General features: G+C 33.3%; 25 protein-coding genes, 1 riboswitch and 1 other annotated feature. Of the genes, 24 read left to right on the top strand and 1 reads right to left on the bottom strand.

The window, feature by feature from the left end:
- The first annotated feature begins 189 nt into the window (after positions 1–189).
- From BN6559_RS00365 to pyrR, 13 genes are all read left to right on the top strand, one after another.
- Complete coding sequence (locus BN6559_RS00365) at positions 190–1,920, top strand: TIGR03960 family B12-binding radical SAM protein (protein WP_110952888.1); 1,731 nt, start codon at positions 190–192, stop codon at positions 1,918–1,920.
- A gap of 19 nt (positions 1,921–1,939) precedes the next feature.
- Positions 1,940–2,755 (top strand): peptidoglycan editing factor PgeF, encoded by an 816-nt coding sequence (gene pgeF, locus BN6559_RS00370; protein WP_110956213.1) that lies wholly within the window; start codon positions 1,940–1,942, stop codon positions 2,753–2,755.
- Positions 2,756–2,838: 83 nt separating this feature from the next.
- Positions 2,839–3,534 (top strand): YggS family pyridoxal phosphate-dependent enzyme, encoded by a 696-nt coding sequence (locus BN6559_RS00375; RefSeq protein ID WP_456060935.1) that lies wholly within the window; start codon positions 2,839–2,841, stop codon positions 3,532–3,534.
- Positions 3,535–3,547: 13 nt separating this feature from the next.
- A complete protein-coding gene (locus tag BN6559_RS00380; protein ID WP_110952890.1) occupies positions 3,548–4,051 on the top strand; it encodes a cell division protein SepF in 504 nt (167 codons plus the stop codon).
- A gap of 13 nt (positions 4,052–4,064) precedes the next feature.
- Entirely contained in the window at positions 4,065–4,874 is an 810-nt protein-coding gene (gene proC / locus BN6559_RS00385) for a pyrroline-5-carboxylate reductase (protein ID WP_199883648.1), read from the top strand.
- Entirely contained in the window at positions 4,875–5,660 is a 786-nt protein-coding gene (locus BN6559_RS00390; RefSeq protein WP_110952892.1) for a YlmH family RNA-binding protein, read from the top strand.
- 29 nt (positions 5,661–5,689) lie between these two features.
- Positions 5,690–6,145, top strand: a complete 456-nt coding sequence (locus BN6559_RS00395) for a DivIVA domain-containing protein (RefSeq protein WP_110952893.1) — start codon at positions 5,690–5,692, stop codon at positions 6,143–6,145.
- A gap of 45 nt (positions 6,146–6,190) precedes the next feature.
- Positions 6,191–6,410, top strand: a binding site (T-box leader).
- 28 nt (positions 6,411–6,438) lie between these two features.
- Positions 6,439–9,237 carry an isoleucine--tRNA ligase gene (gene ileS, locus BN6559_RS00400; protein WP_456060936.1) on the top strand — a complete coding sequence of 933 codons (2,799 nt, stop codon included), beginning with the start codon at positions 6,439–6,441 and terminating at the stop codon, positions 9,235–9,237.
- A 72-nt stretch (positions 9,238–9,309) separates the two neighbouring features.
- On the top strand, positions 9,310–9,606 hold the full coding sequence (locus BN6559_RS00405; RefSeq protein ID WP_110952895.1) for a DUF5665 domain-containing protein: 297 nt from the start codon (positions 9,310–9,312) through the stop codon (positions 9,604–9,606).
- A 35-nt stretch (positions 9,607–9,641) separates the two neighbouring features.
- Positions 9,642–10,331, top strand: a complete 690-nt coding sequence (locus BN6559_RS00410; protein WP_110952896.1) for a TVP38/TMEM64 family protein — start codon at positions 9,642–9,644, stop codon at positions 10,329–10,331.
- A 53-nt stretch (positions 10,332–10,384) separates the two neighbouring features.
- Positions 10,385–10,846 (top strand): signal peptidase II, encoded by a 462-nt coding sequence (gene lspA, locus BN6559_RS00415; protein WP_110952897.1) that lies wholly within the window; start codon positions 10,385–10,387, stop codon positions 10,844–10,846.
- A complete protein-coding gene (locus BN6559_RS00420; protein WP_110952898.1) occupies positions 10,833–11,753 on the top strand; it encodes an RluA family pseudouridine synthase in 921 nt (306 codons plus the stop codon). Before lspA ends, BN6559_RS00420 begins: the two co-directional genes overlap by 14 nt.
- 13 nt (positions 11,754–11,766) lie before the next feature.
- A complete protein-coding gene (gene pyrR / locus BN6559_RS00425) occupies positions 11,767–12,327 on the top strand; it encodes a bifunctional pyr operon transcriptional regulator/uracil phosphoribosyltransferase PyrR (protein WP_110952899.1) in 561 nt (186 codons plus the stop codon).
- 9 nt (positions 12,328–12,336) lie between these two features.
- On the opposite strand, the gene BN6559_RS00430 is transcribed toward pyrR, so the two are convergent.
- Entirely contained in the window at positions 12,337–14,118 is a 1,782-nt protein-coding gene (locus BN6559_RS00430) for an Rqc2 family fibronectin-binding protein (protein WP_110952900.1), read from the bottom strand.
- A 129-nt stretch (positions 14,119–14,247) separates the two neighbouring features.
- On the opposite strand from BN6559_RS00430, the gene BN6559_RS00435 reads away from it, so the two are divergent.
- The 11 genes from BN6559_RS00435 to BN6559_RS00485 all read left to right on the top strand — a co-directional run bounded on the left by BN6559_RS00435 (position 14,248) and on the right by BN6559_RS00485 (position 26,574).
- Positions 14,248–16,995, top strand: a complete 2,748-nt coding sequence (locus BN6559_RS00435; protein ID WP_110952901.1) for a calcium-transporting P-type ATPase, PMR1-type — start codon at positions 14,248–14,250, stop codon at positions 16,993–16,995.
- A gap of 180 nt (positions 16,996–17,175) precedes the next feature.
- Complete coding sequence (locus BN6559_RS00440; RefSeq protein WP_110952902.1) at positions 17,176–18,060, top strand: YicC/YloC family endoribonuclease; 885 nt, start codon at positions 17,176–17,178, stop codon at positions 18,058–18,060.
- A gap of 27 nt (positions 18,061–18,087) precedes the next feature.
- Positions 18,088–18,351, top strand: a complete 264-nt coding sequence (gene remA / locus BN6559_RS00445; protein WP_110952903.1) for an extracellular matrix/biofilm regulator RemA — start codon at positions 18,088–18,090, stop codon at positions 18,349–18,351.
- A 27-nt stretch (positions 18,352–18,378) separates the two neighbouring features.
- Positions 18,379–19,002: a guanylate kinase gene (gene gmk, locus BN6559_RS00450; RefSeq protein ID WP_110956214.1), complete on the top strand. Its 624-nt coding sequence runs from the start codon at positions 18,379–18,381 to the stop codon at positions 19,000–19,002.
- Entirely contained in the window at positions 18,999–19,205 is a 207-nt protein-coding gene (gene rpoZ / locus BN6559_RS00455; protein ID WP_110952904.1) for a DNA-directed RNA polymerase subunit omega, read from the top strand. The genes gmk and rpoZ overlap by 4 nt, the downstream gene beginning before the upstream one ends.
- 10 nt (positions 19,206–19,215) lie before the next feature.
- Complete coding sequence (gene coaBC / locus BN6559_RS00460; RefSeq protein WP_110952905.1) at positions 19,216–20,415, top strand: bifunctional phosphopantothenoylcysteine decarboxylase/phosphopantothenate--cysteine ligase CoaBC; 1,200 nt, start codon at positions 19,216–19,218, stop codon at positions 20,413–20,415.
- A gap of 58 nt (positions 20,416–20,473) precedes the next feature.
- A riboswitch (SAM riboswitch) is annotated at positions 20,474–20,573 on the top strand.
- Positions 20,574–20,631: 58 nt separating this feature from the next.
- Positions 20,632–21,825, top strand: coding sequence for a methionine adenosyltransferase (gene metK / locus BN6559_RS00465; RefSeq protein WP_110952906.1), 1,194 nt, complete (start codon positions 20,632–20,634; stop codon positions 21,823–21,825).
- 76 nt (positions 21,826–21,901) lie between these two features.
- A complete protein-coding gene (gene priA / locus BN6559_RS00470; protein WP_110952907.1) occupies positions 21,902–24,307 on the top strand; it encodes a primosomal protein N' in 2,406 nt (801 codons plus the stop codon).
- An 84-nt stretch (positions 24,308–24,391) separates the two neighbouring features.
- Entirely contained in the window at positions 24,392–24,847 is a 456-nt protein-coding gene (def, locus tag BN6559_RS00475) for a peptide deformylase (RefSeq protein ID WP_110952908.1), read from the top strand.
- Between the two features lies 1 nt (position 24,848).
- Positions 24,849–25,808, top strand: coding sequence for a methionyl-tRNA formyltransferase (gene fmt / locus BN6559_RS00480; RefSeq protein ID WP_110952909.1), 960 nt, complete (start codon positions 24,849–24,851; stop codon positions 25,806–25,808).
- Between the two features lies 1 nt (position 25,809).
- Positions 25,810–26,574 carry a DUF116 domain-containing protein gene (locus BN6559_RS00485; RefSeq protein ID WP_110952910.1) on the top strand — a complete coding sequence of 255 codons (765 nt, stop codon included), beginning with the start codon at positions 25,810–25,812 and terminating at the stop codon, positions 26,572–26,574.
- Positions 26,575–26,588: the final 14 nt, after the last annotated feature.

The raw sequence follows: 26,588 nt of genomic DNA on the forward strand, positions 1-26,588 counted from the left end.
AAGTAACACATTTTAGGGATAATAATTTTTATAAATTATTATCCCTAAAATGTTGTAAAGTTTACTTGTGAAAACATGAAAGTACTGGTATGCTAAATAATAGTATAAAATAGTTTATTTTAGCTCACAAGGGTGTGAGCTATTTTCTATATAATTATAAAACGAGTAAATAAACTGGAGTGATATGTATTGTCGTGGCTTTTAAAACAAAAAATGCAGCAAATACTTAGTAAAGAAAAAGGTACAAAGGTTTTTCCTCCAGGGTTACGTAATGCCTTTGCATTAGTATATCCTAATTCTTATCACGTTGGCATGTCAAATTTAGGATTTCATATCATATATGATCAAATTAATAATAGACCAGACACGGCTTGTGAAAGAGTTTTTTTAGCGGATAAAAAACTAGAGGAAGAATATATACGAACAAATACTCCGATAATGAGCATTGAGAATCAACGTTCATTATATGAATTTCCTTTGATCGGATTTTCTATTTCTTTTGAAATGGATTATTTCAATATTTTAAAAATATTGGATATGGGAAAGGTCGAATTGTTAGCGAAAGAACGTGGTGAAAGTGATCCTATTCTCATTGCTGGAGGCCCCTGTGCGACTTTTAATCCAGAGCCATTAAGCGAATTTATTGATGTTTTTATTATTGGTGAAGGAGAAGAGATTATCCATCACATATTGGATGCTTACTACCAAGGCAAAGAGAGCGGTCGAGCAAGAGAAGAGATCTTATTTTCTCTTGCTCATATTGAAGGTGTATATGTACCCCGCTTTTATAAGCATCTTTATCATTTAGATGGAACACTTAGGGATATCGTTCATCTTGCAGATGTGCCATCCACGATCTATAAACAATGGATTAGAAATTTAGATCATTATAAAGCAGAAACAGTCATAATTACTGATGATACTGAATTTAAGGATTTATATTTAGTTGAAATTGCAAGAGGATGTGGGCGTCATTGCAGATTTTGTATGGCTGGCTATTGTTTTAGGAAACCACGGAACAGAACACTGAAAAATTTGGAGCAAACAATTCTATCTGCAAAAAAATTTGGGAAAAAAATTGGGTTAATGGGAGCTGCAATCTCAGATTATCCCCAAATAAACCAGTTGTGCCGAATTATTCTTGATTTAGATTTACAGATGTCTGTCGCTTCTTTTAGAGCGGATTCCGTAACAGCTGAGCTTGTTCAATCACTTGTAAAAAGTGGTGTAAAGACATTAACTTTAGCTCCAGAGGCTGGTAGTACTAAAATGCGCCAAGTTATAAATAAAGGAATAACCGATGAACACTTATATAATTCTATTGATTTAGGCATTGAGGCAGGTGTCCAAAATTTTCGTCTGTATATTATGGTGGGATTGCCGTTTGAGGACGAAGAAGATATACAAGATATCGTTGAAATGGCAAAGAAAATCAAATGTTATATGCAGAAAATGGGCAGTAAAGGTTTATTGACTTTGAGTATTAATCCTTTTATCCCTAAGCCATTTACGCCTTTTCAGTGGCTTCCAATGGAAAATATAAAGGTAGTCGAACGAAGGTTGAAATTTATAAAAACTTCCTTAAAATCTATAAAAGGTATTGATGTGTTGATTGAATCACCTAAAGAAGCCTATATACAAGGAATTTTGGCAAGAGGAGATCGAAAAATATCTGCGCCCCTATATGAAGCACATAAAATGGGTGGGATAAAAGCTTTTAAAAATGCTATGAAAAAAAGCAATTTAGATGAGTCTTTTTATTTGTATAGAGAACGCAAAGAAAATGAAATATTTGCTTGGAACATATTGAATATGGGATTTCAGAATAGTTATTTATATAAAGAATTAGTCAATGCCAAAAAAGGAATACACACCATAAAGTGTTTTGATGGTTGTAAACGATGCGGGATATGTAATTAAAATTAAAGGGGAGATTGTTATGAGTTTTGTTTTAAATTATATTTCAAATGGGATATGGACTGGAACCTTCTCAAATTTTCCTGCAACATTGGTAACCCATGCGATTTCCACTCGATTAGGAGGTGTCAGTGACCAACCATTTAAAAGTATGAATCTAGCAATGCATAATGGCGATACAATAGAAAAAGTTATCGATAATAGGAAACTTTTTTGCAATGCAATTGAAATAAACTGTCATAATATCGTCACTGCAGAACAAATTCATGGTGATCACATCGTATGTGTAAATGAAAAGCATATAGGAAAAGGTTCTGCTTCTTATGAAGATGCAATTAAAGGAACAGATGCTCTTATTACCAATTGTAGAAATATTCCATTAATGCTTTTCTTTGCAGATTGTGTTCCTGTAATTATTGTTGATCCAATAAAAAAAGCAATCGCTGTCAGTCATGCTGGTTGGAAAGGCACTGTGAAGAAAATTGCACAAAAAACTATTTTAGCCATGGAAAAAAATTTTCAAACCCAAAGTGAAGATTGTTTAATTGGAATTGGTCCTTCAATCGGACCGTGTTGTTATGAAGTCGATGAAGTAGTTGTAGATGAATTAAAAAAAGAATTTAAAGAAAAAGCTGATTTATGTATTAAAAAATATAAAAATAAATGGAAGTTAGATCTGTGGATGGCAAATAAATTGCAACTGATGGAAATCGGGGTAAAAGAAGAAAACATTGATTGTAGCAATGTTTGTACTTCGTGTAATTCAGACTTATTCTTTTCTTATAGGGCGGATCATGGATCTACTGGAAGAATTGCGGCAATGATCAGTTTGAAATAAATCAACGATTTTTATTTCCTATTTATCTTACATTAAGAGGATATTTGTAGTTATTCGCGAATAATCCATATCATGGAGGGGTAATCGTGATTTTAGAAAGATTGACTCAAATAAGAGAAGATATAGAAGTTAGTATTGCCAATAGGAAGAATACAAAAATATCAAAAGATGTAAAGATGATAGCCGTTACTAAGAATCATGATGTGTATGAGATGCGAAAAGCTATTGATCTAGGAATCTTAGAAATAGGTGAGAATCGAATTCAAGAAGCCCTAGAAAAAAAAGCTGTTTTGGAAAGAAATGTGAGATGGAATCTTATTGGACATCTACAGACAAATAAGGTAAAAAAAGCTGTAGAAATGTTTGATTTGATTCAATCTGTTGATAGTGAAAAATTAGCGTTGGAAATTAATAAGGCTGCAAGCCAATTAAATAAACGGCAAGATATTTTAATTCAAGTTAACGTTTCAAATGAAAAAAGCAAATTTGGAATTGATAGTGATGAAGTTTTTAGATTTGCTGCGTTTATAAGTAGTCTTAAAAATATTCGACTATGCGGCTTAATGACGATTGCACCGCATTATGAAAATACGGAGATGACCAGACCAATTTTTAAACAGTTGTTTCAAATTTTCACAGATTTAAAAAATAAGAATCTTGAAAATACAGAGATAAAATGGCTTTCTATGGGGATGACAAATGATTTTAAAATTGCAATAGAAGAAGGTTCTAACGTTATTCGAATTGGCACGGGTATTTTTGGACAAAGGCAATATTAATGGAGGGGAATGTATGAGCATTATAGATAAGGTTTGTGGAAAATTAGGCTTAATGGATCCCACAGATTCTGAAGATATAAAAGTTATTAGAGAGATAAAAGAACCTAGAGTTGAAAGAGAAGTCCGCCAAAAAGGAACGGATGAGGATGAGTTTAAATTTAAAAAGTCAATGAATCCGGGTAATGTTGTGAACTTACATACTACAACAAATGGGGGAAACGCTTCAGCTAAACAAATGAAAGTTATGGTCTTAGAGCCATTATCTTTTGATGACGCTCAACACGTAGCAGATCATTTAAAAAGTCGTAAGCCTGTTGTTGTAAACTTTGAAAATACAGATACAGAAATTGCTAAACGTATTATCGATTTTATTAGTGGGACAACTTATGCACTTTCTGGAAACATCCAAAAGGTTGGAACGAATATATTCTTATGTGCACCTAGTAACGTAGATGTAGCATATACACAACAAGAAGAGCAAGCGGATAAAGTTGTTATGCCATGGATAAAAAAATAGGGGGATAAGTATTTTGAAAGATGTAAAAATAGGTTTCATCGGTGGTGGAGCTATTGCTGAGGCTCTTATAAAAGGAATTTTAAACGCAAATTTAATTCATCCGAAGCATATTTTTATTGCTGAACATAAAATTGAGCGATGTACATATTTACAAGATATCTACAATATCAACACGAATACGCAAGCGGAAAATATAATCGATCAATTAGATATAGTTTTCCTAGCAATCAAACCACAAGCTGCACATAAAGCAATGCAAAGCATTTGTTCTATAGTGAGTGATAAGACTATTGTTGTTTCTGTAGTTGCAGGCCTGACAATTCAAACATTAGAAAGCTATTTTAAAACACAAAGTGTGCTTCGCGTAATGCCAAATACGCCTGTAGCTGTAAGTGAGGGAATGTCAGCAATTGCATTAGGTTCAAAAGCAAAAAGCAGCGACGGTGAATTAATTCAAAACCTGTTTAACGCCGTTGGGAAAACTGTTGTTGTAAATGAGTCTCTAATGGATGCTGTAACTGGATTGTCTGGAAGTGGTCCAGGGTATGGATTTGTGATTATTGACGCACTGGCAGATGCTGGTGTAAAAGCAGGATTGCCACGTAAAACAGCAATCATGTTAGCTGCACAATCTTTATTAGGAGCAGCCAAGATGGTTTTAGTTACAGAAGAACATCCAGCGCAATTGCGTGATATGGTAACCTCCCCTGCTGGAACAACAATTGAAGGTATTTCTGTCTTGGAAAAAAGAGCAGTTAGAGCGGCTTTGATTGATGCAGTTGAAGCTGCAACGAATAGATCAAAAGCAATGGGGTCGAAATAAATGGCTGATTTTGAAAAAATAATTCGATATTATCGTAATACAGAAGGTACCGAGATTGTCACAAGACTCATTGATATCGCAAAAATTGTTATTCACAATAAGAAATTTAAGGTGAGTGAATTTTTAGATCCGTATGGATATACCATTGCTGAAACGGTAGCCGCAAGCTGTGAGAATATAAATATTGTTTCTGATGGTGGTTATCATGGTGCAGAAAGACAGCGTGTTGTTTTCGTTAACGATGCTTTTTTAGGTAAAATTAATTTTAATATTACGGCGTTAAAAGTTTTATGGGATGAAAGATATTACAATATTTCTCATAGGGATGTTTTAGGATCTTTGATGGCATTAGGCATTGACCGCCGTGTGATTGGCGATATTTTATTAAAGGGCGAGCAGGCAAAAATTCTTGTTGACACACAAATTGCTCAATATATCCATGATAATTTTACACAAATCGGCTCCGCAAATGTAAAAATAGAAATTTGCGATTTATCTGAAATTGAACCTCGAGAAGAAAAGTGTAAAGAAATTAAATCGACAGTTGCATCTTTAAGATTGGACTCAATCGCGTCTGCGGGATTCGGTTCTTCTCGCAGTAAAATTTCTGATGATATTGCTGCTGATAAAGTTAAAGTCAATTGGCAATCCGTAAAGAGTTCTTCGCAAACGATAAAAGAAGGAGATATCATATCTATGCGGGGACGTGGTAGAGTTGAAGTTTACCAAATTGGTAATACAACTAAAAAAGGACGAATTAGCATCCTTTTAAAACGTTATATATAAATATAAAACGACATCAGGAGGAGTTTTTTATGCTTACACCATTAGATATTCATAATAAAGAATTTAAAAGAAGTTTCCGTGGATATAATGAAGATGAAATCGATGAATTTCTGGATAAAGTTGTTAAAGATTATGAACAATTATATAGGGAAAATCTTGATTTAAAAGAAAGTATTGATAGATTAAAAAGTAAAGTAGAACATTTTCAACATTTAGAAAATACATTACATAATACTTTGGTAGTAGCGCAAGAAACTGCTGAAGAAGTAAAATTAAATGCTAAAAAAGAAGCAGACTTAATTCTTAAAGAAGCTAAAGTAAATGGTCAAAAGTTAATTGATGAAGCCACCGGAAAAGTTCGTCAGCGAATAACTGAATATGAAGAGCTTGAAAAACAGTCCCAAGTGTATCGTACTAAAATGAGAACTTTATTACTCACACAACTAGAATTATTGAAAACTTCTGATGAAGAAGCTGAGAAATAAAAAGAACAATTTGACTATATTTATTTTTTTTTGTATAATGCTTTTATTACAGTGATGACGGAGATAGTAGCCAATAAATTTGTTTTACAGAAAGCTGAGCAATGTTGAAAGCTTGGCAAACAATTATTGATGAAAATCACTCCTGAGCTACAAGTCTGAAATAGAGTAAGATTTGTCGTCTAACGAGCGTTATATCGTCTTAAGAGACTTACTTTAAGTAGTCATTAGGGTGGTACCACGGGAAAAATAACCTCTCGTCCCTTTTTGGGATGAGAGGTTTTACTATTTTGGAGGTGTTTTTGTTGGATTATAGTAAAACTCTTAATTTGCCTGCTACTGATTTTCCGATGAGAGGAAATTTACCTGCACGCGAGCCACAAATATTAGAAGAATGGGCGCAAAATGATCTTTACAATAAACGTAGAGAAAGTGCTAAAGGAAAACCAAAGTTCATACTGCATGATGGTCCGCCATATGCAAATGGAAATATTCATATGGGGCATGCATTAAATAAGGTTTTAAAAGATATTATTATAAAATATAAATCTTTGTGCGGTTTTGATACGCCTTATGTACCGGGATGGGATACACATGGTTTGCCAATTGAACACGCAGCTATTAAAATGCTGGGGCTAAATAGGCATGAACTGGATCCGTTAGAATTAAGAAAAAAATGCAAAGAATACGCTTTACAACATGTAGATATTCAAAGAAATGATTTTAAGCGTCTAGGCGTTAGTGCCGATTGGGAACATCCATATATAACATTAGTTCCGGAATATGAAGCAAAACAAATCGAAGTCTTTGGCGAAATGGCACAAAAAGGGCATATTTATAAAGGCTTAAAAACAGTATATTGGTGTACATCTTGCGAAACTGCTTTAGCTGAAGCGGAAATTGAATATGCAGAAAAAAAATCGCACGCAATTTTTGTTAAGTTTCCATTGATAGATGCAAAAAATAATTTACCAGATGGCGCTGATCCTAAAAAAGTATATGCTGTTATATGGACTACTACACCATGGACATTACCTGCAAACGTAGCAATTGCAGTTGGCTCAGAAATTGAATATTCATGGGTTGAAGCAAATGATGAAATATATCTAATGGCAACAGAGTTAATTGATCGTGTAATGCAGCAGTCTAAGATTGAAGAATATAAAATTCTTGGCGTAGTAAAGGGCTCTTCCGCAGAAGGAATGGTATTTTCACATCCGTTTTTTGATAGAACCTCGCCAGTGGTTTTAGCAGACTATGTTACATTAGATCAAGGAAGTGGTTGTGTTCATACTGCACCTGGACATGGACAAGATGATTTTGAAACTGGTTTACGATATAAATTACCAATTATTAGTCCTGTTGATGCGAGTGGTAAGTTTACTAAAGAAGCAGGTAAATATGAGGGAATGTTTGTGCACGATGCGAATGTTCCTATTATTAAAGATTTAGCTGCAAGTAACAAATTATTTGGAAATGGTTCCATTCGCCATCAATATGCCCATTGCTGGCGTTGCAAGAATCCAGTTATCTACAGAGCAACAGAACAATGGTTTGCGTCTGTTGATGGTTTTAGAGATGAAGCATTGAAAGCAATTAAAAGCGTAAAATGGATTCCAAGTTGGGGAGAAAATCGTATTCATAATATGGTTGCCGATAGACATGATTGGTGTATTTCTCGTCAACGTGTTTGGGGACTTCCAATTCCGATTTTCTATTGCAAAGAATGTAATGAACATATTATCAATCAAGAGACGATACATGCAGTAACAAATTTATTTAAAAAAGAAGGTTCTAATGCATGGTGGGCAAAAGATGCAGAATCAATTTTACCTCAAGGGTTTAAATGCCCGCATTGTGGACATGATCACTTTCGTAAAGAAAGCGATATCATGGATGTATGGTTTGATAGCGGTTCTAGTCATGTAGCTGTGCTCGAACAACGCCCAGAATTATCTTGGCCTGCTGATCTTTATTTGGAGGGCAGTGATCAACATCGGGGATGGTTCCAATCCTCCTTACTCACTTCCGTAGCGACCAAAGGGATTGCTCCATATAAAGCGGTTCTAACACATGGATTTGTCGTTGACGGTGATGGACGAAAGATGTCTAAATCAGTAGGGAATGTTGTAGCGCCAAAAGATATCATTGATCAATATGGTGCAGATATTTTGCGATTATGGGTTGCCTCTGCAGATTATCAGGCTGATATTAGATTATCAAAAGATATTTTAAAGCAGATGTCTGAAGTTTATAGAAAAATTCGTAATACATTCCGGTATATTTTAGGTAATCTTAATGATTTCAACCCCAATACAGATAAAGTTGTATATACAGATTTATTAGAGCTTGATCAGTGGGCATTACTTCGCTTAGAGCAAGTTCGTCAAACGGTAACAGAAGCTTATGAAAACTATGAATTTCATGTTTTGTACCATACGATACACAACTTTTGCACCGTTGATTTAAGTGCAATTTATCTTGATATTTTGAAAGATCGATTGTATACTTCTGAGCCAAAATCATTAGAGAGAAGAGCAGCACAAACTACTATGTATGAGATTTTAACAACACTCGTTAAAATTATTTCTCCAGTACTTACATTTACTTCTGATGAAGTATGGAAATATATGCCTAAAGAAACTGACATGCCTGAAAATGTACAACTTGCACTGTGGCCTTCTGAACGTATAGAATACTTAAATAATAATCTCCAAGATAAATGGGGAAATGTTTTGGCTATGCGGGGTGAACTAACAAAAGCATTAGAAATTGCAAGGAAAAATAAGCTAATCGGTCATCCTTTAGATGCTAATTTAATTATTTATGCAAGTGGTGAAACTTATGCTGAGTTAATCAATATTCAAGCAGAACTACCTAACATTCTTATTGTTTCAGCTGTTCGAGTCATTGAGGGTGTTACTAATGCTCCAGATACAGCTTACTTTAGCAGTGATAAAGAGCTTGCTGTAGAAGTGGCTCTTGCCAGTGGCGAAAAATGTGAGCGTTGTTGGATTTATAGTGATTATGTAGGAAAAGACACTGATCACCCTACTTTATGTGAACGTTGTGCCACGGTAGTAAAACAACTTTAAAAATAAAAAGAAAAAACGGGTGTTCCCGTTTTTTCTTTTTATTTATGTTTATACTAAAATAGAGGTGGAAATATGAAAGAACATGACGATATTTCTTTGATGCAAAAACAAATTAATGAATTAGCAAATCGTTTAGAAGCTACGCATATAGCAGAATATATAGAATTATTACAGAGGCCGTTAAGAATTATATATTTAAATTTTATAGCTGGAATTGCTAGGGGGCTAGGAATAGCTATAGGTGCTACAATTGTTTTTGCAATATTATTAGATATATTAAGTCGTCTTATAGTTTTGAATTTACCCATCATTGGCGATTTTATTATTGATCTTATGCGTATTGTTGAAACTAAGCAAGGAAATTTATAAGCGAATCAATAAGAAACAAAGGACGTTGATGCTGTATGAAAGATAAAGACTTAATAATGAAAGTGACTTTAATTCTTATGATTTGTCTTCTTTATTTATCAACACCTGAATTTCAAAACCTTATCTATCAAGGAATATCATCTTTAAAACAACACGATTTTCATGGATTAAAAACATTGATACTCTCTTACGGAACTTTAGCCCCCATAATTAGTATCATATTGATGACAACACAATCCGTTTTTCCTTTTGTTCCTGGTATTATTATGACTATTACCAATGCATGGTTGTTTGGCTGGTATTTAGGAACAGTTTATTCCTGTATCGGAGCTTTACTTGGTGCGATTCTTGACTTTATGATCGCCAGATGGTATGGGCAAATGATTGTTTGTCCCTGGATAAAAAAAGAATATGCAGATAAAATTAATGATTATATAAATAGAAATGGTGTTATTGCTATTTTTGTCACCAGGCTAATTCCCTTTGTTCCATTTAAACTTATCAGTTATAGTGCCGGCTTATCTAATGTTTCTTTAAAGTCTTTTATTTTTGTTACAGGAATAGGACAAATTCCTGGGATTGCTGCCTACTCAATTCTTGGAGAAAATATGCAATTTGATAAAGTTCAATTGTTTTTAATAACAATTATATTATTCATTTTAGCAGGCATTATATATTATTTTAGAGAATTTTTTAATAGTTGTATTTTAAAATTAAATAAATAATCTTTTAAATATGATATAATAAAAAATATATTTTAGGAGTAGGAGAAATCGTTGTGCCCACTTTATTTTTAATTGCAGGAATCATATGTATAGATCAATTGTTAAAATCTTATATTCAACAAACAATGGTAATAGGAGCATCTTTGCCTATTATTACAGACATTTTTCATATTACTTATATCTTAAATCCAGGTGCTGCATTTGGTATCTTAGAAAATCAACGTATCTTTTTTATTTTAATTGCAATTATGATGATTTGCGTTGTAGGATATATCTATCCCAAAATACCAGCAAAAGATAAATTCCTCCGTTTTGGGATTGCTCTATTAGTAGGTGGTGCAATTGGTAATGTCATTGATCGGATAAAACTTGGCTATGTTGTTGATTTCCTCGATTTTAGAATATGGCCTGTTTTTAATTTTGCTGATATTACAATCGTGTCAGGTGTAGGGATTATTATATATTCTGTATGGTTTTTATCAAACATAAAGGATGAAAATAATGAATGTAAATAGCAACACTTATAAAATTATAGATGAAATAGATGAAAGAATTGATATGTTTTTAGTTAAAAAATTACAGAACTTATCTCGTTCTCACATTCAAAAAATGATTGCAGATGGTTGGATCAAAGTAAATCAAAAAGAGGTTAAGGCAAATTATAAATTGCGAAAATCAGATACTGTAGAATTTATTTTACCAGAAGCTAAACAGACTGAAATTGTTGCAGAAGATATTCCTTTGCATATCTTATACGAAGATCAGGATGTAATTGTAATAAACAAAAGAAGAGGAATGGTTGTTCATCCTGCAACTGGAATTTATACAGGAACCCTTGTTAATGCCTTACTTGCGCATTGCAAAGATTTATCTGGAATTAATGGTGAAATTCGTCCAGGGATCGTCCATCGGTTAGATAAAGATACGTCAGGTGTCATGATCGCAGCAAAAAATGATATTGCGCATATTAGTCTGGCTGAACAAATAAAAAATAAAACTGCAATACGTCAATATTTGGCCATCGTGCATGGAAATATTAAAGAAGAGCAAGGCATTATTGACGGCGCAATTGGCAGAGATGCAAAAGATAGAAAAAAAATGGCGATTGTCTTTGAAAATGGTAAACCGGCTGTAACAAAATTTAAAGTTGTTGAGCGTTTCGGTAATTATACCTTAGTCCAATGTAAGTTAATGACGGGGCGAACACATCAAATTAGGGTTCATATGACGTATATTGGTCATCCTTTAGTCGGTGATCCTAAATATGGGGGTGTAAAATCATCATTTAAGATTTCTGGGCAAGCTTTACATTCTAAAAGCTTAACATTTATTCATCCCACGACAAAGCAAGAAATGTTTTTTTCTGCTCCTTTACCAGAAGATATGGAGCGTATTTTAAAAAATATTCGCAGAATAAATTAATAGGAGTGATCAAATGTCAATATTTATTGATAAAACGATTCTTATGGATGATCAAGCAATAAAAAGAGCTCTAACCCGTATTTCACATGAAATCATCGAAAAAAATAAAGGAACCGAAAATATTGTTTTAGTCGGTATAAGAACGCGAGGCGTTCCATTATCAGAACGTGTTGCAAGCGAAATTGAAAAAATAGAAGGAACCAAAGTTCCTGTTGGTATATTAGACATAACCTTATACAGAGATGATTTATCTACTTTGTCTTATCAACCAGTTGTGCATTCAACGCAAATGCCCGTTGACATTAACGATAAAACAATCGTTCTTGTAGATGATGTATTATTTACCGGTCGTACTATACGCGCCGCCTTAGATGCATTAATTGATATTGGCAGACCAAAAGTTATTCAGCTTGCAGTATTAGTTGATAGAGGGCACAGAGAATTACCAATTCGGGCTGATTATGTTGGTAAAAATGTTCCTACAGCGAATAAAGAAGTAGTAAGTGTACAAATTTCACCGATAGATAAACTTGAACAAGTTGTTATAAAAGAAATTAAGCAAGAAAAGGATTGAGTTTAAAACTCAATCCTTTTCTTGCTTAATTTCACCTTGTGATAATAATTTTTCAATAAACTCTTGGTCTGGAGTTACATAGATTGTTTTTTGATTTGTATAAATAACAAAACCCGGCTTTGCTTTTGCTGGTTTTTTTACGTAACGGCGTCTTGTATAATCTACGGCAACATTTGAAGAATTCTGGGCTTTACTAAAATATGCAGATAATTGTGCTGCTAAAAGCAAGGTAGCTTCAGTAGGTTCTGCGAGTTCACAACGAATAATTACATGCGAACCGGGAATATCTTTCGTGTGCAGCCAAAAATCATTATAATGTGCTTGTTTAAAAGTTAAGTTGTCATTTTGGTAGTTATTTTTTCCTATTAAAATTGTTGTATGATCTGGTGCTATGATTTTAATAGGTGTGGATTTTTTCTCATAAAATTTTTTCTTTTTTTCTTCTTTTAAATATCCACCTGATATAAGTTCTGCTTTGATTTCATGAATTTCGATTAGAGTAGTGGATGATACTAGTGAGTTTTCAATACTGGATAAATAGAGAAACTCTTCTTGAGATAGGGATATCTGTTCTTCCAATATTTTTTGTGCCCTTTTTAATTTATTGTACTTTGCATAGTATTGTTGGGCATTTTTAGCCAAGGTTAATAATGGATTTATCGATATCTTAATAAGGTTCTTCTCAGGGTTTTCATTGTATAAATTGGGCAATATAACTTCAGTATCGTTTTGGTTATATTCCATTTGGTATTGATAAGCCATCAATAAATCGGCTTTTATTTTAAATTCCTCAGCATCATAGGACTGTTGTAGTTCTTCTTTTAAAATACACAATTTATGATTTAACTTGATCAATTCTGCATGCACAAATTTTTGTAACATTTCTTTGTCAGGAATCACATAACTTCCTATAATTTCACTAGAAAAAGTGAGTGCTTCGCTTAAGGTATCGAATGTATGTGTGACACATTTTTCTAGATAATGCAGAGGGAAAGGAGCAATAGCAACAAATTTTTTTTGTAAATCGGTAATTACAGTTGGCTTTATGTCGTTGGTTTTTATCTGTGAAACAATATGTTGTAATGCTTCCTCCAATGATAACATATCCGATTTTGATAAATCTAAGACCCGTATATCTTTTGCTATTCCTGAAAGCCAACAAATTTCATTGGCGGTAACAGGACCTATTCCTACAAATGTACCGATAAGTGCTTTGGATAAAGGTAAACTTTGATTTTCTTGTAATCTTTTCAAAGCTTGTTGCGTAGATACTTCTAACAAGTTTAATTTGTCTTGCCCTGGAGGAAGTTCATATTTTAAACCTGGCAATACTTGTCGTACACGACTGGTTGTACTACCTATTTTTTTTATTGCATCAATAATGAGTTGGTCTTCTAATAAAATTAAATTGCTATATTTCCCCATAAGTTCAATGATTAATGTTTTTGTTATAATCGTGCCACCAATGCCACGTAAATCAATATCGATACAGATAATTCTATCTAATGTATGTTGTCTAATTTCTGCAATTCGCCCATCTTCAATTTGTTTTCTTAAGACCATACAAAAAGTTGGTGGTGAAGCCGGATTCTCTATCACCTTTTCACTTAAATGCACAACCGGATTTTGAGGATGAATGGATATATGCAAGGAGTAATTTCTTCCTGGTTTTCTAACAAGTAATATAACTGTATTTTTGTTAGGTTGAAATATTTTATCAATGCGTCCTCCAGCTAGACAATGATTTAACTCATTAACCAAAGGATACATAGAAAATCCATCAAGACTCATGGTTACCTCCCTAGAATAATTATTTCAAATCAGTATAACATTATCATTATATGAGGTCAAATTGTCATAACCATCTATAGTTCGGAATAAATTACATATAAAATACTCGTGACATATGAGGTGAATTTTATGAAACTTGACAAATTATATTTACATACAGCAGATGAAGTTTGTAAATTTTTTGATACGGACTCTGTTGATGGATTATCTACAAAGGAGGTTAAAAAACGTTTATCCAAATTTGGATTAAATGAACTAAAGGAAGAAGATAAGGTCCCCTTATGGGTACATTTTATAAAGCAATTCAAAGACTTTATGGTTATTGTTCTCATGATAGCAACAGTTTTATCTATCATATTAGGAGAATATACCGATGCTATAACAATTTTTATTATCATTATGCTAAATGCCTTTTTAGGTTTTATCCAAGAATATCGAGCTGAACAGTCTATAAATTCATTAAAAAAGTTAACATCGCAAATTTCAACTGTTGTAAGGAATGGCTTTCATCAACAAATAAACTCTACTCAAATTGTTCCTGGTGATCTATTAATTCTTGAACCTGGAAATAAAGTAACTGCTGATGCTAGACTAGTTGAAATTCAAAACTTAGAAATTGATGAATCAACATTGACTGGTGAATCTTTACCTGTAAAGAAAGAAATACAGACGGTGACATCAGAAAAATTATCGCTGGGCGATAGAACCAATATGGTGTATTCTGGAACGATCGTGCTGAGTGGTAGAGGAAAAGCGGTTGTTTGCACTACTGGCAGTCATACTGAAATTGGAAAGATAGCCAGTGTATTGCAGAAAAAAGTAACCGAAAAAACACCGTTGGAAAAAAAATTAGAGGAATTAGGTAAAAAATTAGTTTTTTGGTGCATTGCTGTATGTATTCTAGTATCGATCATTGGAATTCTTAAGGGCGAATCGATTTTTTTAATGTTAATGTCCGGAATTAGTTTAGCAGTTGCAATCATTCCTGAAGGATTACCAGCTATTGTGACAGTGGCATTGGCCCTAGGCATGCAAAGAATGATTGCACACAATGCCATTGTACGTAGATTGCCTGCAGTAGAAACATTAGGCTGTATTAATGTGATCTGCTCTGATAAAACAGGTACTTTGACTAAAAATGAAATGACTGTTCGAAAAATATTTACCTGTAAAAATCGTTATCTAATTACAGGTGATGGTTATGATATTAAAGGAGATTTTATTAATGTCGATCTAAAAAATGAAGCAAGTAATGATATGGTATTAAAAAAATGTTTGGAATTTTCCAGCTTATGTAATAACAGCAGATTGAAAAGAAATAATATTGAAATTTCAGGTGCTTGGCGAAAGAAAAATAATAATTGGACAATTGAAGGCGATCCCACAGAAGGTGCTTTAATTATTGTTGCAGCAAAATTTGATATATGGCGCAATATATTAGAAAAGGACTATCAAAAAATAAATGAGATACCTTTTGAATCAAGCCGAGCTAAAATGTCTGTTGTTTATAGAAAAGGAAATGAATACTTTTTAATTACTAAGGGCGCGCCAGATGAAGTTATTAAATTATGCAGTAAATATAGCAGTGAAGTTAATGATAATTTATTAGACGAAGAAAACCGCAAAAAAATAATGCACGAAAATGAAAACATGACAAAAGATGCATTACGAGTATTAGCAATTGCTTATAAGAAGCTAACAAAAAATCAACTCGATGGAATAGATGAAACAATAGAAACTGATCTAACATTTGTTGGATTAGTCGGAATGGTCGACCCACCAAGAAGTGAAGCTAAAAAAGCAATTAAGATATGTAAATTAGCAAAAATTAGACCGATCATGATTACAGGAGATCATCCAAACACAGCTTTAGCAATTGCAAAAGAGTTAGAAATATATGATGAAAAAAGAAGCGAGGTATTAACAGGAAAAGAAATCGATAAGTTTACTTCAGATGAACTTGCAAAGCATATAGATACTACAAATGTTTATGCAAGAGTTTCCCCTTTTCATAAACTTAAAATTGTGCAATGTCTAAAAAAACAAGGTTATGTTGTTGCAATGACTGGAGATGGAGTGAACGATGCACCAGCGGTTAAAGAGGCAGATATAGGGGTCTGTATGGGGAGAAATGGTACCGATGTCACCAAAGAATCTTCTGATATGATTTTAATTGATGACAATTTTGCAACCATAGTTGCAGCAGTAGAGGAAGGCCGATCGATTTATGATAATATTCGAAAATTTATTAGATACTTACTTGCTTGTAATACAGGAGAAGTTTTAACAATGTTAATTGCAAGTTTAATATACTTACCTTTGCCATTATTACCAGTACAAATATTATGGGTTAATTTAATAACGGATGGCTTACCTGCATTGGCTTTGGGCGTGGATAAAAACAATTCAAACATTATGTGCCGACCTCCAAGAAATAAAAAAGATAGTATTTTTTCAAAAGGATTAAGTAAAAAAATTATTTTTAAAGGTATTCAAATCGGTTGTAGTACAATACTCGTATTTTCCTTAATTTTATTTTCAAAACATGATTTAGAATTAGCACGAACTATGGCTTTTACTACCTTAGTCTTCTCACAAATGTTCCATGTTTTTGATTGCAGGTCTGAATATGTAAATTGTATCGAAGCTGGATTGTTTGAAAATAAATATTTATTAAGTGCAGTTGCTTGTTCAGTTATTATGCATATATCAGTTATATATCATCCTTTTTTCAATGACATTTTTTCTACAGTTCCTATGAGTCTTGAAGAATGGGGAATTATCTTATTGATTTCTGGCTGGAATTTTATTATTAGCGCATTAAAACATATTTTCTCTTATCGTAAAGCTGCTGGAAAAGTTTTTAAAGCAAGATAACGGGATAAACTTTTTATTAGTTTATAAAAATAATGATTTAACTGATACTAAGCATCTTGTAGTATCAGTTAAATTTTTGTTTATCAATCTCATATTTTTAGAGGAAAATTCCTTATTATGCGGAATATTGATATACTAAGAACGATTCTATCTTGTCTATGGAGAAGGTGTCTTAATAAAATGCAAAGTATGACGGGGTTCGGTTTTGGAGAATATTTAGATAGCGAAAGTAAATTTACGGTTGAGATAAAGACAGTAAATCATCGTTATAGTGATCTTATTATACGTATGCCACCCACATTGAATTCTTTGGAAGATAAAATTAGAAAGTTTATATCAAGTAAATTATATAGGGGCAGAGTAGATCTGTTTATTTCTTGGGAAGAATATAAAAATACATATACTAAAATAAAAGTTGACAAAGATTTAGCTATAGCTTACCATAGTGCTTTAAGGGAATTAAGCACAGCATTGAAATTACAAGAGCCCGAAAATGTACATGATATAGCAAAATATCAAAATGTATTGTATTTTGAGGAAATTACAGCAAATACTGCTTCGTTATGGGATAAGTTAAAAGATGCTTTGGACATTGCAGTTCATCATTTGAAAGATATGCGAACTGTAGAGGGTGAAAATATTTTTAAAGATTTAATAGATCGTATTCATAAATTAAATCTTTTGGTAGATCATATAGAAGAACGTGCTCCAATAGTCATTGAAATCTATCACCAAAATCTTTTAGAAAAAATAAAAGATTTGTTAGTTCCTATAGGTGGAAATATTGATGAAGTTCGTTTGGTTCAAGAAACTGCTTTATTTGCTGAAAAAACCAATTTCACAGAAGAAGTTGTTCGTTTAAGAAGTCATTTAGCACAGTTTAGAGAAACAATGTTAATCTCAGAAGAGAGTATTGGAAGAAAACTAGACTTTATCACACAAGAAATGAATAGAGAGGCTAACACAATTGCTTCAAAGGCAAATGATTTTACAATTGCCAATTATATTGTTGATATAAAAAGCCAAATTGAAAAAGTTAGAGAACAAGTCCAAAATATAGAATAAACTTAGGATATCGAGAGGGGTTTGTATATGGAGATAAAGCTTATAAATATAGGGTTCGGTAATATTGTTTCTGCCAATCGAATTATTTCAATTGTGAGTCCAGAATCAGCACCTATTAAACGAATTATCCAGGAAGCAAGAGATCGTGGAATGCTAATAGATGCAACCTATGGTAGACGTACTAGGGCTGTTATCATCGCTGACAGTGATCATGTCATTTTATCTGCAGTACAACCAGAAACTGTTGCGCATCGTTTAGTGAGTAAAGAAAGTGACGAAGCTACAGAATAGTTAAGGTTTATGGAAGGAATTTATGAAATGCAACAAAGTGGAAATCTAATCGTTATATCAGGACCATCAGCTACAGGAAAAGGAACTATATGCAAAGAGTTGTTAAAACAATATAAAGATATTTCTTACTCAATATCAGCTACAACTAGAGCTCCTCGTGAAGGAGAGATCAATGGCTTGAATTATTGGTTTGTTTCAAAAAATGAATTTCAACGAATGATCGATGAGGGCAAGTTGTTAGAATGGGCGGAAGTATACGGTAATTATTATGGAACACCGATTGATAAAATTAATGATGCACTTGCTTCCGGAAAAGATATTATCTTAGAAATTGATACACAAGGCGCTATGCAAGTAAAAAAATGCTTTCCACAAGGGATTTTTATCTACATAGTACCACCATCATTGGATGAACTAGTCAAAAGAATTAATAATCGTGGTACGGACTCAACTGAGAGTATTGAGTGTCGGCTAAATTCTGCAGCAGAAGAAATTAGTAATGCTGTAAACTATCATTATGTCATTGTCAATGATATTGTGTCATCCGCAGTAGAAAAGATTATCGCAATTATTAAAGCTGAAAAATGCAATGTATTGCGAAATATAGAATTAATAAAAAATATATCTAAATATAAAGGAGAAGTTAAATGATTAATCCATCGTTAGATGTTCTTGTAAAAAAGGTTGATAGTAAATATACATTGGTAGTTCTTGCCGCTAAAAGAGCACGCGCTCTTATGGATGGCGATCAAATCACGGTTCATACAAAATCCAATAAAAAGGTTACAAACGCGTTAGAAGAAATTGTAAATGATAAAATTACTTATGAAAGAACTAAAAATGGTATTAAATAGGTGATTGCTAATGTTTAACGGAAAAAATGTTGTACTTGGAGTTAGTGGCGGAATTTCTGTTTATAAATCGGTTGAAATTGTTAGTCGATTACGAAAGTTAGGGATATCTGTACATGTCATCATGACGGAATCCGCCGCTAAATTTGTAACACCACTTACTTTTCGAGAAATTAGTTCAAATCAAGTTGTAACAAGCATGTGGGAAAAAAACACAAACTGGAATGTTGAACATATTGCATTAGCCAATTTAGCAGATTTGTTTGTAGTTGCTCCTGCGACGGCGAATATAATCGGTAAAGTAGCAAATGGAATCGCTGATGATATGTTATCTACTACAATTATGGCCACAAAAGCACCTGTGATTTTTGCACCTGCGATGAATACTAACATGTTTTTAAATCCTATCGTACAAAATAATTTAACAAAATTGACTTCTAATGGGTATCAAATTATTCCTCCTGCAAACGGACGATTAGCTTGTGGCGTAGAAGGCGTGGGGCGTTTACCAGAACCAGAGTTTATTGTGGATTTTATAAAAGCTCAGTTTATGTATGCTAATGAGTTAAAGAATAAAAAAGTTTTGGTTACGGCTGCAGGTACAATTGAACCAATTGATCCTGTAAGATACATAGGAAATCGTTCTAGTGGGAAAATGGGTTATGCGATTGCGAGGGAAGCAAAAAATCGTGGTGCGGAGGTTGTGTTAATTTCTGGTCCGACAGCGTTGGCTCCAATTGAAGGAGTTCATACTATTAAAGTTGAGACAGCGGAACAGATGCGAACTGCTGTTTTAAAAGAATTTCCGGACAGCAATATTATAATTAAGGCAGCTGCCGTAGCCGATTACCGCGCAAAAAAAGTAGAGCCTAATAAAATAAAAAAAGATGATGACACTTTAAATTTAGTATTAGAAAAAAATCCAGATATTTTACTAGAGTTAGGCACCTTTAAAAAGAACAATCAATTTTTAGTTGGTTTTGCTGCTGAATCACAAAACTTAGTAAAATATGCAAAACAAAAACTGGAACGTAAAAACTTAGATATGATTGTCGCAAATGATATTACACTAAAAAATGCGGGATTCAATATAGATACTAATATTATTAAACTCTTATATAAAACTGGTGACATTGAAGATTTCCCTGTAATGTCTAAGGACGCAATTGCAAAAATTATTTTAGATAAAATAATTTTGAACTATAAATTATAGGTTGCTTTTTTCTGATAAATCATTTAGAATAATATCAAGTTATATTAATTGAATATAAAACTCATCAAGAGTAGTGGAGGGAATGGCCCAATGAAGCTCGGCAACCATTGATTTATCAAAACGGTGCCAAATCCTGTAGCAGGTCTACAAGATGAGAGTATAAATGCTCTCTTTACGGAGAGTTTTTTTATTGCGATATTGAGAAGGAGGCGTATTATGAGTAAAAAACGTGTATTATTTACATCAGAATCTGTTACAGAAGGTCATCCGGATAAAATAGCAGACCAAATTTCTGATAGTGTTTTAGATGCAATTTTAGCACAAGATCCTATGGGACGCGTTGCATGTGAGACGTTGATAACCACAGGCCAGGTACATGTCGTTGGAGAAATAACAACAAAATGTTATGTTGACATACCTAAAATAGTTAGAGAAACGATCCGGAAAATTGGCTATACTAGAGCCAAATATGGTTTCGATGCCGATACGTGTGGCGTTTTAATATCCATCGATGAACAATCTTCGGATATCGCTATGGGCGTCGATAAAGCTTTGGAAGCAAAAAAAGGATCTATGGATGAAAAAATTGAAGCGATTGGGGCTGGCGATCAGGGGATGATGTTTGGGTATGCGACAAACGAAACACCTGAATATATGCCACTAACGATTTCACTTGCGCATAAATTAGCCCGTCGCTTAACTGAAGTTCGTAAAAGCAAAGAACTTTCTTATTTACGTCCAGATGGAAAAACCCAAGTTACTGTAGCCTATGAAGATGGAAAACCTGTACACATTGATACAGTCGTTATTTCTACACAACATGGTCCAGAAGTTGATTTACTTACGATTGAAAAAGATTTAATTGAAAAAGTTATTAAACCAATTTTACCATCATCTTTATTGGATGATACAACAAAATATTACATTAATCCTACCGGACAATTCATCATTGGTGGTCCGCAAGGAGATGCTGGGTTGACTGGTCGTAAAATTATTGTGGATACGTACGGTGGTATGGCACGTCACGGTGGTGGTGCTTTTTCTGGTAAAGATCCTACAAAAGTCGACAGATCAGCAGCTTATGCTGCGAGATATGTAGCGAAAAATGTAGTAGCTGCCGGACTTGCTGACAAATGTGAAATTCAAATTGCTTATGCAATTGGCGTTGCGCGTCCCGTATCAATTATGGTTGAAACATTTGGTACAGGTAAAGTAAGTGAAGCTTTAATTGCTGAACTTATTCAAAAGAATTTTGACTTAAGGCCTGCGGGAATTATTAAAACATTAGATTTACGTCGCCCAATATATAGTCAAACTGCTGCGTATGGTCATTTCGGCCGTACTGACGTGGATCTTCCTTGGGAGCGTACAGATAAAGCTGAAATCTTAAGAAAAGAAGCAAATCTATAAAGCACTGTTAATAAAAGGGGCTCTCTTACGAGAACCCTTTTATTATTTATTAAATAAATAAAATATGGTGATGAAAATGCATAAAGTTGCCAAAGTATTCGTAAACATTCCGATAAAAAGTATAGTAAAGCCTTATTCATATACTATCCCTGCAGAACTTAGTTTCATTACGCTTGGCTGGAGGGTATTAGTTTCTTTTGGTAACAGAAAAGTAGAAGGATTTATTTATGACATCATAGAACAAGAAGATACTACGGAGTTGAAAAGTATACTCTCTGTCGTCGACCAAGAGCCTTGGTTTAATGAAAACATGATTAAACTCGCAAAATGGATGTCTGATTATTATCTTTGTTCAATAAGTGAGACAATGCGTTTATTTATGCCAGGCAAAAGCGGTTTAAAAATCTCATCTATATATAAAACGATGGCAGGAGAAGAAAACAATCACTATTTAGATACAACTTATAAAGAAATCTATCGTTATATTTTGAAAAATCAACCTGTCACGGATAAAAAAATAAGCAAAATATTTCCGACCTTTAATACAAATAAAATATTAAAATATCTTATAAATAATAAGTTTATTTATAAAGATAATGAAATACAAAAGAAATTTATTGAAAAAAAAGAAAAAGTTGTAGCGTTAAATTGTGCGATTCATGATTATGAAAAAATTTTTATATTACTAAAAAATAAACCTTCACAGCTAAAATTATTTAAATTTTTAATTGAAAATAATATCTGTTCAATAAAAAATCTAAAAATGAATAAATTTAGCCACTCTACAGTAAAAGCACTAGCCGATGCCAATCTTATAAAATTTGATTATCGACAAATTTTACGAAACAGTTACGATTCTTACGAACAGGTACAACAGCACATCATTTTAACTCCGGAACAACAAAGTGCTATAAAATCAATTTTTGAATATATAGAGCTAGAAAAACAAAGAGTCTTTTTATTACATGGGATAACTGGAAGCGGAAAAACACAGATTTATATTGAGTCTGTAATGAAGATAAGAGAAAAAGGAAAAACGGCAATTATTTTAGTTCCAGAAATCGCACTAACAGACCAAATTGTTCAACGTTTCAAAGAAATTTTTGATGATGATGTCATTGTAATTCATAGTAATTTATCTATAAATGAAAGAAATGATGCAATAAAAAAATTGAAAAACGGAGACGCAGGAATTGTAATTGGCGCACGATCAGCAATTTTTTCACCTATTGATAATTTAGGCATTATAATACTTGATGAGGAACATGATTATTCATATAAACAAGATGAATCGCCGAGATATCATACAAGGGATGTTGCTATAGAATTATCTAAAATTCATCAAGCCGTATTAATGCTGGGTAGCGCAACACCATCAATAGAAAGTTATCATTTAGCATTGACCAATCAGTATCAATTACTTCAATTGAAAAAGCGTATAGAAAACTCGGAATTGCCTATTGTGAAAGCGATTGATATGAGGGAAGAATTAAGACTTGGACGCAAAAATGTCATTTCAAACGAATTAAAAGCATTAATTCTCCAAACCATATCAAAAAAGGAGCAGTTGATCATTCTGCTAAATAGACGTGGATTTTCAACCTTTATTTTATGTCGAGAATGCGGATATGTGATTGCTTGTAAAAACTGTACGCTTCCTATGGTGTATCATAAAAATGGTAAGTTACAATGCCATTTCTGTGATAGTACGGAAAATGTACCTGATACGTGTCCTAAATGCGGCAGTCGCTACATTAAATACTTTGGGACTGGAACAGAGAGGTTAGAATATGAGCTTAACAAAGTTTTCCCTGACGTACGTATTGCTCGAATGGATAGAGATACAATGACGAAAAAAATGGCGCATTCTAAACTGCTTCATGATTTTTCAAATAATAAATATGATATTTTACTTGGTACACAAATGGTTGCAAAAGGACATGATATAAAGAATGTTACTGGAGTAGGTATTATTAGTGCTGATGCAAGTTTAAATTTGCCAGATTTTCGAGCTGCTGAAAAATGTTTTTCATTGATCACACAGGCGGCTGGTCGTGCTGGAAGAGGAAATTTAACCGGAAGAGTAATCGTCCAAACTTACAATCCAGAACATTATGCTGTTCTTGCTGCAATACAGCATGATTATCTTGCTTTTTTTGAACAAGAAATCATGCTGCGAAAACAATTATTTTATCCTCCCTATAGCAAATTAATTAAACTAATTGTACAAAGTAAAAATGAAAAATCAGCATTAGAACAAGCTACGTTAATTGTAAAAAATTTAATGCGTGATACGCCTAATGCAGATGATCAAATTTTAGGACCCTTCCCACCAACAATTGCTAAATTAAAAGATTTCTATCGGTTTAACATTTTTATAAAAACAACGCATGAAGAAGTACTAAAAAAAATTTTAATAAAGTATGATATTCATATACAGGACAATATTATTATAGATGTAAATCCAGTAAACGTTATGTAGATAATTATATCCGTGGATTTTTACCTTCCAATGTGATAAAATTTATAAGTTAATCTATGTTCGTTGGAACAACAGGAGGTTAAAATGGCAATTTTAGAAATAAAAAAAGCTGGTGATAAAATTTTAAAAGAAATTTGTAAACCAGTAGAAAAAATTGATCGCAATATAAGAAAACTTTTAGATGACATGGCAGAAACAATGTATAAAGCAAACGGAGTAGGTTTGGCTGCCCCCCAAGTAGGAATTCCTCTAAGAATAGTTGTAATTGATATAGGTGATGGATTGATTGAACTAATTAATCCTGTAATGATAAAATTTGAAGGGCGAGAAAGGGATACTGAAGGATGTTTAAGTATTCCTGATATGTATGGTGAAGTCGAACGATACAGTAAAGTTGTCGTAGAAGCTTTAAATCGCCGCGGGAAGAAGCAACGTTTTTCTGGTGAAGGTTTATTAGCACGTGCTTTTCAACATGAAATCGATCATTTAGATGGTATTTTATTTATTGATCGAGCTGACACCATTCAAAGGAGTAATTAAGATGTCTAGGTTAAGAGTTATTTTCATGGGAACACCAGAGTTTTCAGTTCCTTCGTTAGAGAAATTAAGTCAAAATTATGATGTTATTGCAGTTGTCACGCAACCTGATCGACCAAGGGGAAGGGGGCATAAGCTGGCAGAATCTCCCGTAAAGCAAGCCGCACTAAAATTGGGTTTAAAAGTTTATCAACCGGAAAGAATTAAAACACCAGAATTTGAAAATATCCTAGCTAATTTGCACCCGGATTTAATTGTCGTTGTCGCATTCGGTCAAATTTTATCTAAACGAATTTTAACAACGCCACCACTAGGCTGTATAAATGTACATGCTTCTTTATTACCTCGATATCGAGGAGCAGCACCCATTCACTGGGCAATTGTAAATGGAGAAAAAGTAAGCGGTGTTACGACGATGTTTATGGATATTGGGCTAGATACGGGTGATATGATATTAAAAAAAGAAGTAGAAATTTCAAAAGAGATGACCACTGGAGAATTGCACGATAGGTTGATGACCTTAGGCGCAGACCTTCTAATAGAAACGATAGAGTCAATACAGTTTAAAACTGACATTAGAATAAAACAAGATGATACAAAATCTAATTATGCACCTTTATTAACAAAGAAGATAGAACAGATTAACTGGTCATTATCCGCAGAAAGAATACATGATTTAATCCGCGGGTTAAATCCTTGGCCGGGGGCATTCTGCTTATTCGACGATAAAGTCTTTAAAATTTGGAAAACTAAAATATATAATTCTGAAAAAATAAGTATCACAAAGCAAGCACCGGGCACGATTATTGAATTCACTAAGAATGGGTTTATCGTTATAACTGGAACAGGATTACTAGAGGTTTTAGAAATACAGCCTGCCGGAAAACGAAGAATGCTTGCAAAAGATTATGTTTGTGGTCATGGCTTAAAAATCGGCGACAAGTTCGACGACGTGGGAGTATAATATGATTCATACAATTCATCGAACGCAAAAAAGATTATTTATTGCATTGATCTTAATGAGTTTACTGCTTACAAGTATATCTATTTACGCAATGTGGAAAATTAGTTTTATTGGCTTGCTTAGTATTAGCAAATACTTGCCTGCTATAATTGGTGGGATTTTGCTCATCCTTCTTGGATTTGTTTTTTTCGGAATTGTAGGGATTATTCTTGCGGTACTAGGATTACCTACATTTAAAATTTTTCAAAAACAAGCCTGGACCGCGATTAACTTATTGTTTCCTCTTGCAGTTAGTATTGGAAGATTAATTCATGTGAAAAAAGAAAAAGTGGAACGATCTTTTATTGAAGTTAGTAATCAAATTATCCGTCATCAAAAAATCAAAGTACCTGCGGATAGGTTACTGCTGCTCACGCCACACTGTTTACAACAAGAAAAATGTCCACATAAAATAACACGCAATGTTTATAATTGCAAAAAATGCGGTGCGTGTAAGATCGGGCATCTTGTTGAGCTATCAGAAAAATTAGGATTTCATTTTATTGTTTCAACCGGGGGGACTTTATCTCGTCAAATGATAAAATCAATTAAACCCAAGGCAGTATTAGCGATAGCGTGCGAACGTGATTTAACAAGTGGGATACAAGATACTTATCCTTTACCTGTTGTTGGCGTTTTAAATGAAAGACCTTGTGGACCTTGCAATAACACGACAGTCGATTTAAAAAAAGTGGAAGAAGCAATAACGGAACTTATTGAGAAATAGATGTAGGTGATAAA

The organism is Massilibacillus massiliensis (assembly GCF_900086705.1).
In the GTDB taxonomy this organism is placed as follows: Bacteria; Bacillota; Negativicutes; order FLKF01; family FLKF01; genus Massilibacillus; species Massilibacillus massiliensis.

What these genes read in the sequence shown, in the direction of transcription:
- pyrR (WP_110952899.1), top strand. Translation starts at nt 11,767, where the DNA reads ATGTCAATATTTATTGATAAAACGATTCTTATGGATGATCAAGCAATA.
- coaBC (WP_110952905.1), top strand. Translation starts at nt 19,216, where the DNA reads ATGTTTAACGGAAAAAATGTTGTACTTGGAGTTAGTGGCGGAATTTCT.
- fmt (WP_110952909.1), top strand. Translation starts at nt 24,849, where the DNA reads ATGTCTAGGTTAAGAGTTATTTTCATGGGAACACCAGAGTTTTCAGTT.
- pgeF (WP_110956213.1), top strand. Translation starts at nt 1,940, where the DNA reads ATGAGTTTTGTTTTAAATTATATTTCAAATGGGATATGGACTGGAACC.
- rpoZ (WP_110952904.1), top strand. Translation starts at nt 18,999, where the DNA reads ATGATTAATCCATCGTTAGATGTTCTTGTAAAAAAGGTTGATAGTAAA.
- metK (WP_110952906.1), top strand. Translation starts at nt 20,632, where the DNA reads ATGAGTAAAAAACGTGTATTATTTACATCAGAATCTGTTACAGAAGGT.
- BN6559_RS00435 (WP_110952901.1), top strand. Translation starts at nt 14,248, where the DNA reads ATGAAACTTGACAAATTATATTTACATACAGCAGATGAAGTTTGTAAA.
- gmk (WP_110956214.1), top strand. Translation starts at nt 18,379, where the DNA reads ATGCAACAAAGTGGAAATCTAATCGTTATATCAGGACCATCAGCTACA.
- priA (WP_110952907.1), top strand. Translation starts at nt 21,902, where the DNA reads ATGCATAAAGTTGCCAAAGTATTCGTAAACATTCCGATAAAAAGTATA.
- BN6559_RS00395 (WP_110952893.1), top strand. Translation starts at nt 5,690, where the DNA reads ATGCTTACACCATTAGATATTCATAATAAAGAATTTAAAAGAAGTTTC.
- BN6559_RS00405 (WP_110952895.1), top strand. Translation starts at nt 9,310, where the DNA reads ATGAAAGAACATGACGATATTTCTTTGATGCAAAAACAAATTAATGAA.
- remA (WP_110952903.1), top strand. Translation starts at nt 18,088, where the DNA reads ATGGAGATAAAGCTTATAAATATAGGGTTCGGTAATATTGTTTCTGCC.
- BN6559_RS00440 (WP_110952902.1), top strand. Translation starts at nt 17,176, where the DNA reads ATGCAAAGTATGACGGGGTTCGGTTTTGGAGAATATTTAGATAGCGAA.
- BN6559_RS00430 (WP_110952900.1), bottom strand. Translation starts at nt 14,118, where the DNA reads ATGAGTCTTGATGGATTTTCTATGTATCCTTTGGTTAATGAGTTAAAT.
- BN6559_RS00420 (WP_110952898.1), top strand. Translation starts at nt 10,833, where the DNA reads ATGAATGTAAATAGCAACACTTATAAAATTATAGATGAAATAGATGAA.
- BN6559_RS00485 (WP_110952910.1), top strand. Translation starts at nt 25,810, where the DNA reads ATGATTCATACAATTCATCGAACGCAAAAAAGATTATTTATTGCATTG.
- def (WP_110952908.1), top strand. Translation starts at nt 24,392, where the DNA reads ATGGCAATTTTAGAAATAAAAAAAGCTGGTGATAAAATTTTAAAAGAA.
- BN6559_RS00380 (WP_110952890.1), top strand. Translation starts at nt 3,548, where the DNA reads ATGAGCATTATAGATAAGGTTTGTGGAAAATTAGGCTTAATGGATCCC.
- BN6559_RS00410 (WP_110952896.1), top strand. Translation starts at nt 9,642, where the DNA reads ATGAAAGATAAAGACTTAATAATGAAAGTGACTTTAATTCTTATGATT.
- BN6559_RS00390 (WP_110952892.1), top strand. Translation starts at nt 4,875, where the DNA reads ATGGCTGATTTTGAAAAAATAATTCGATATTATCGTAATACAGAAGGT.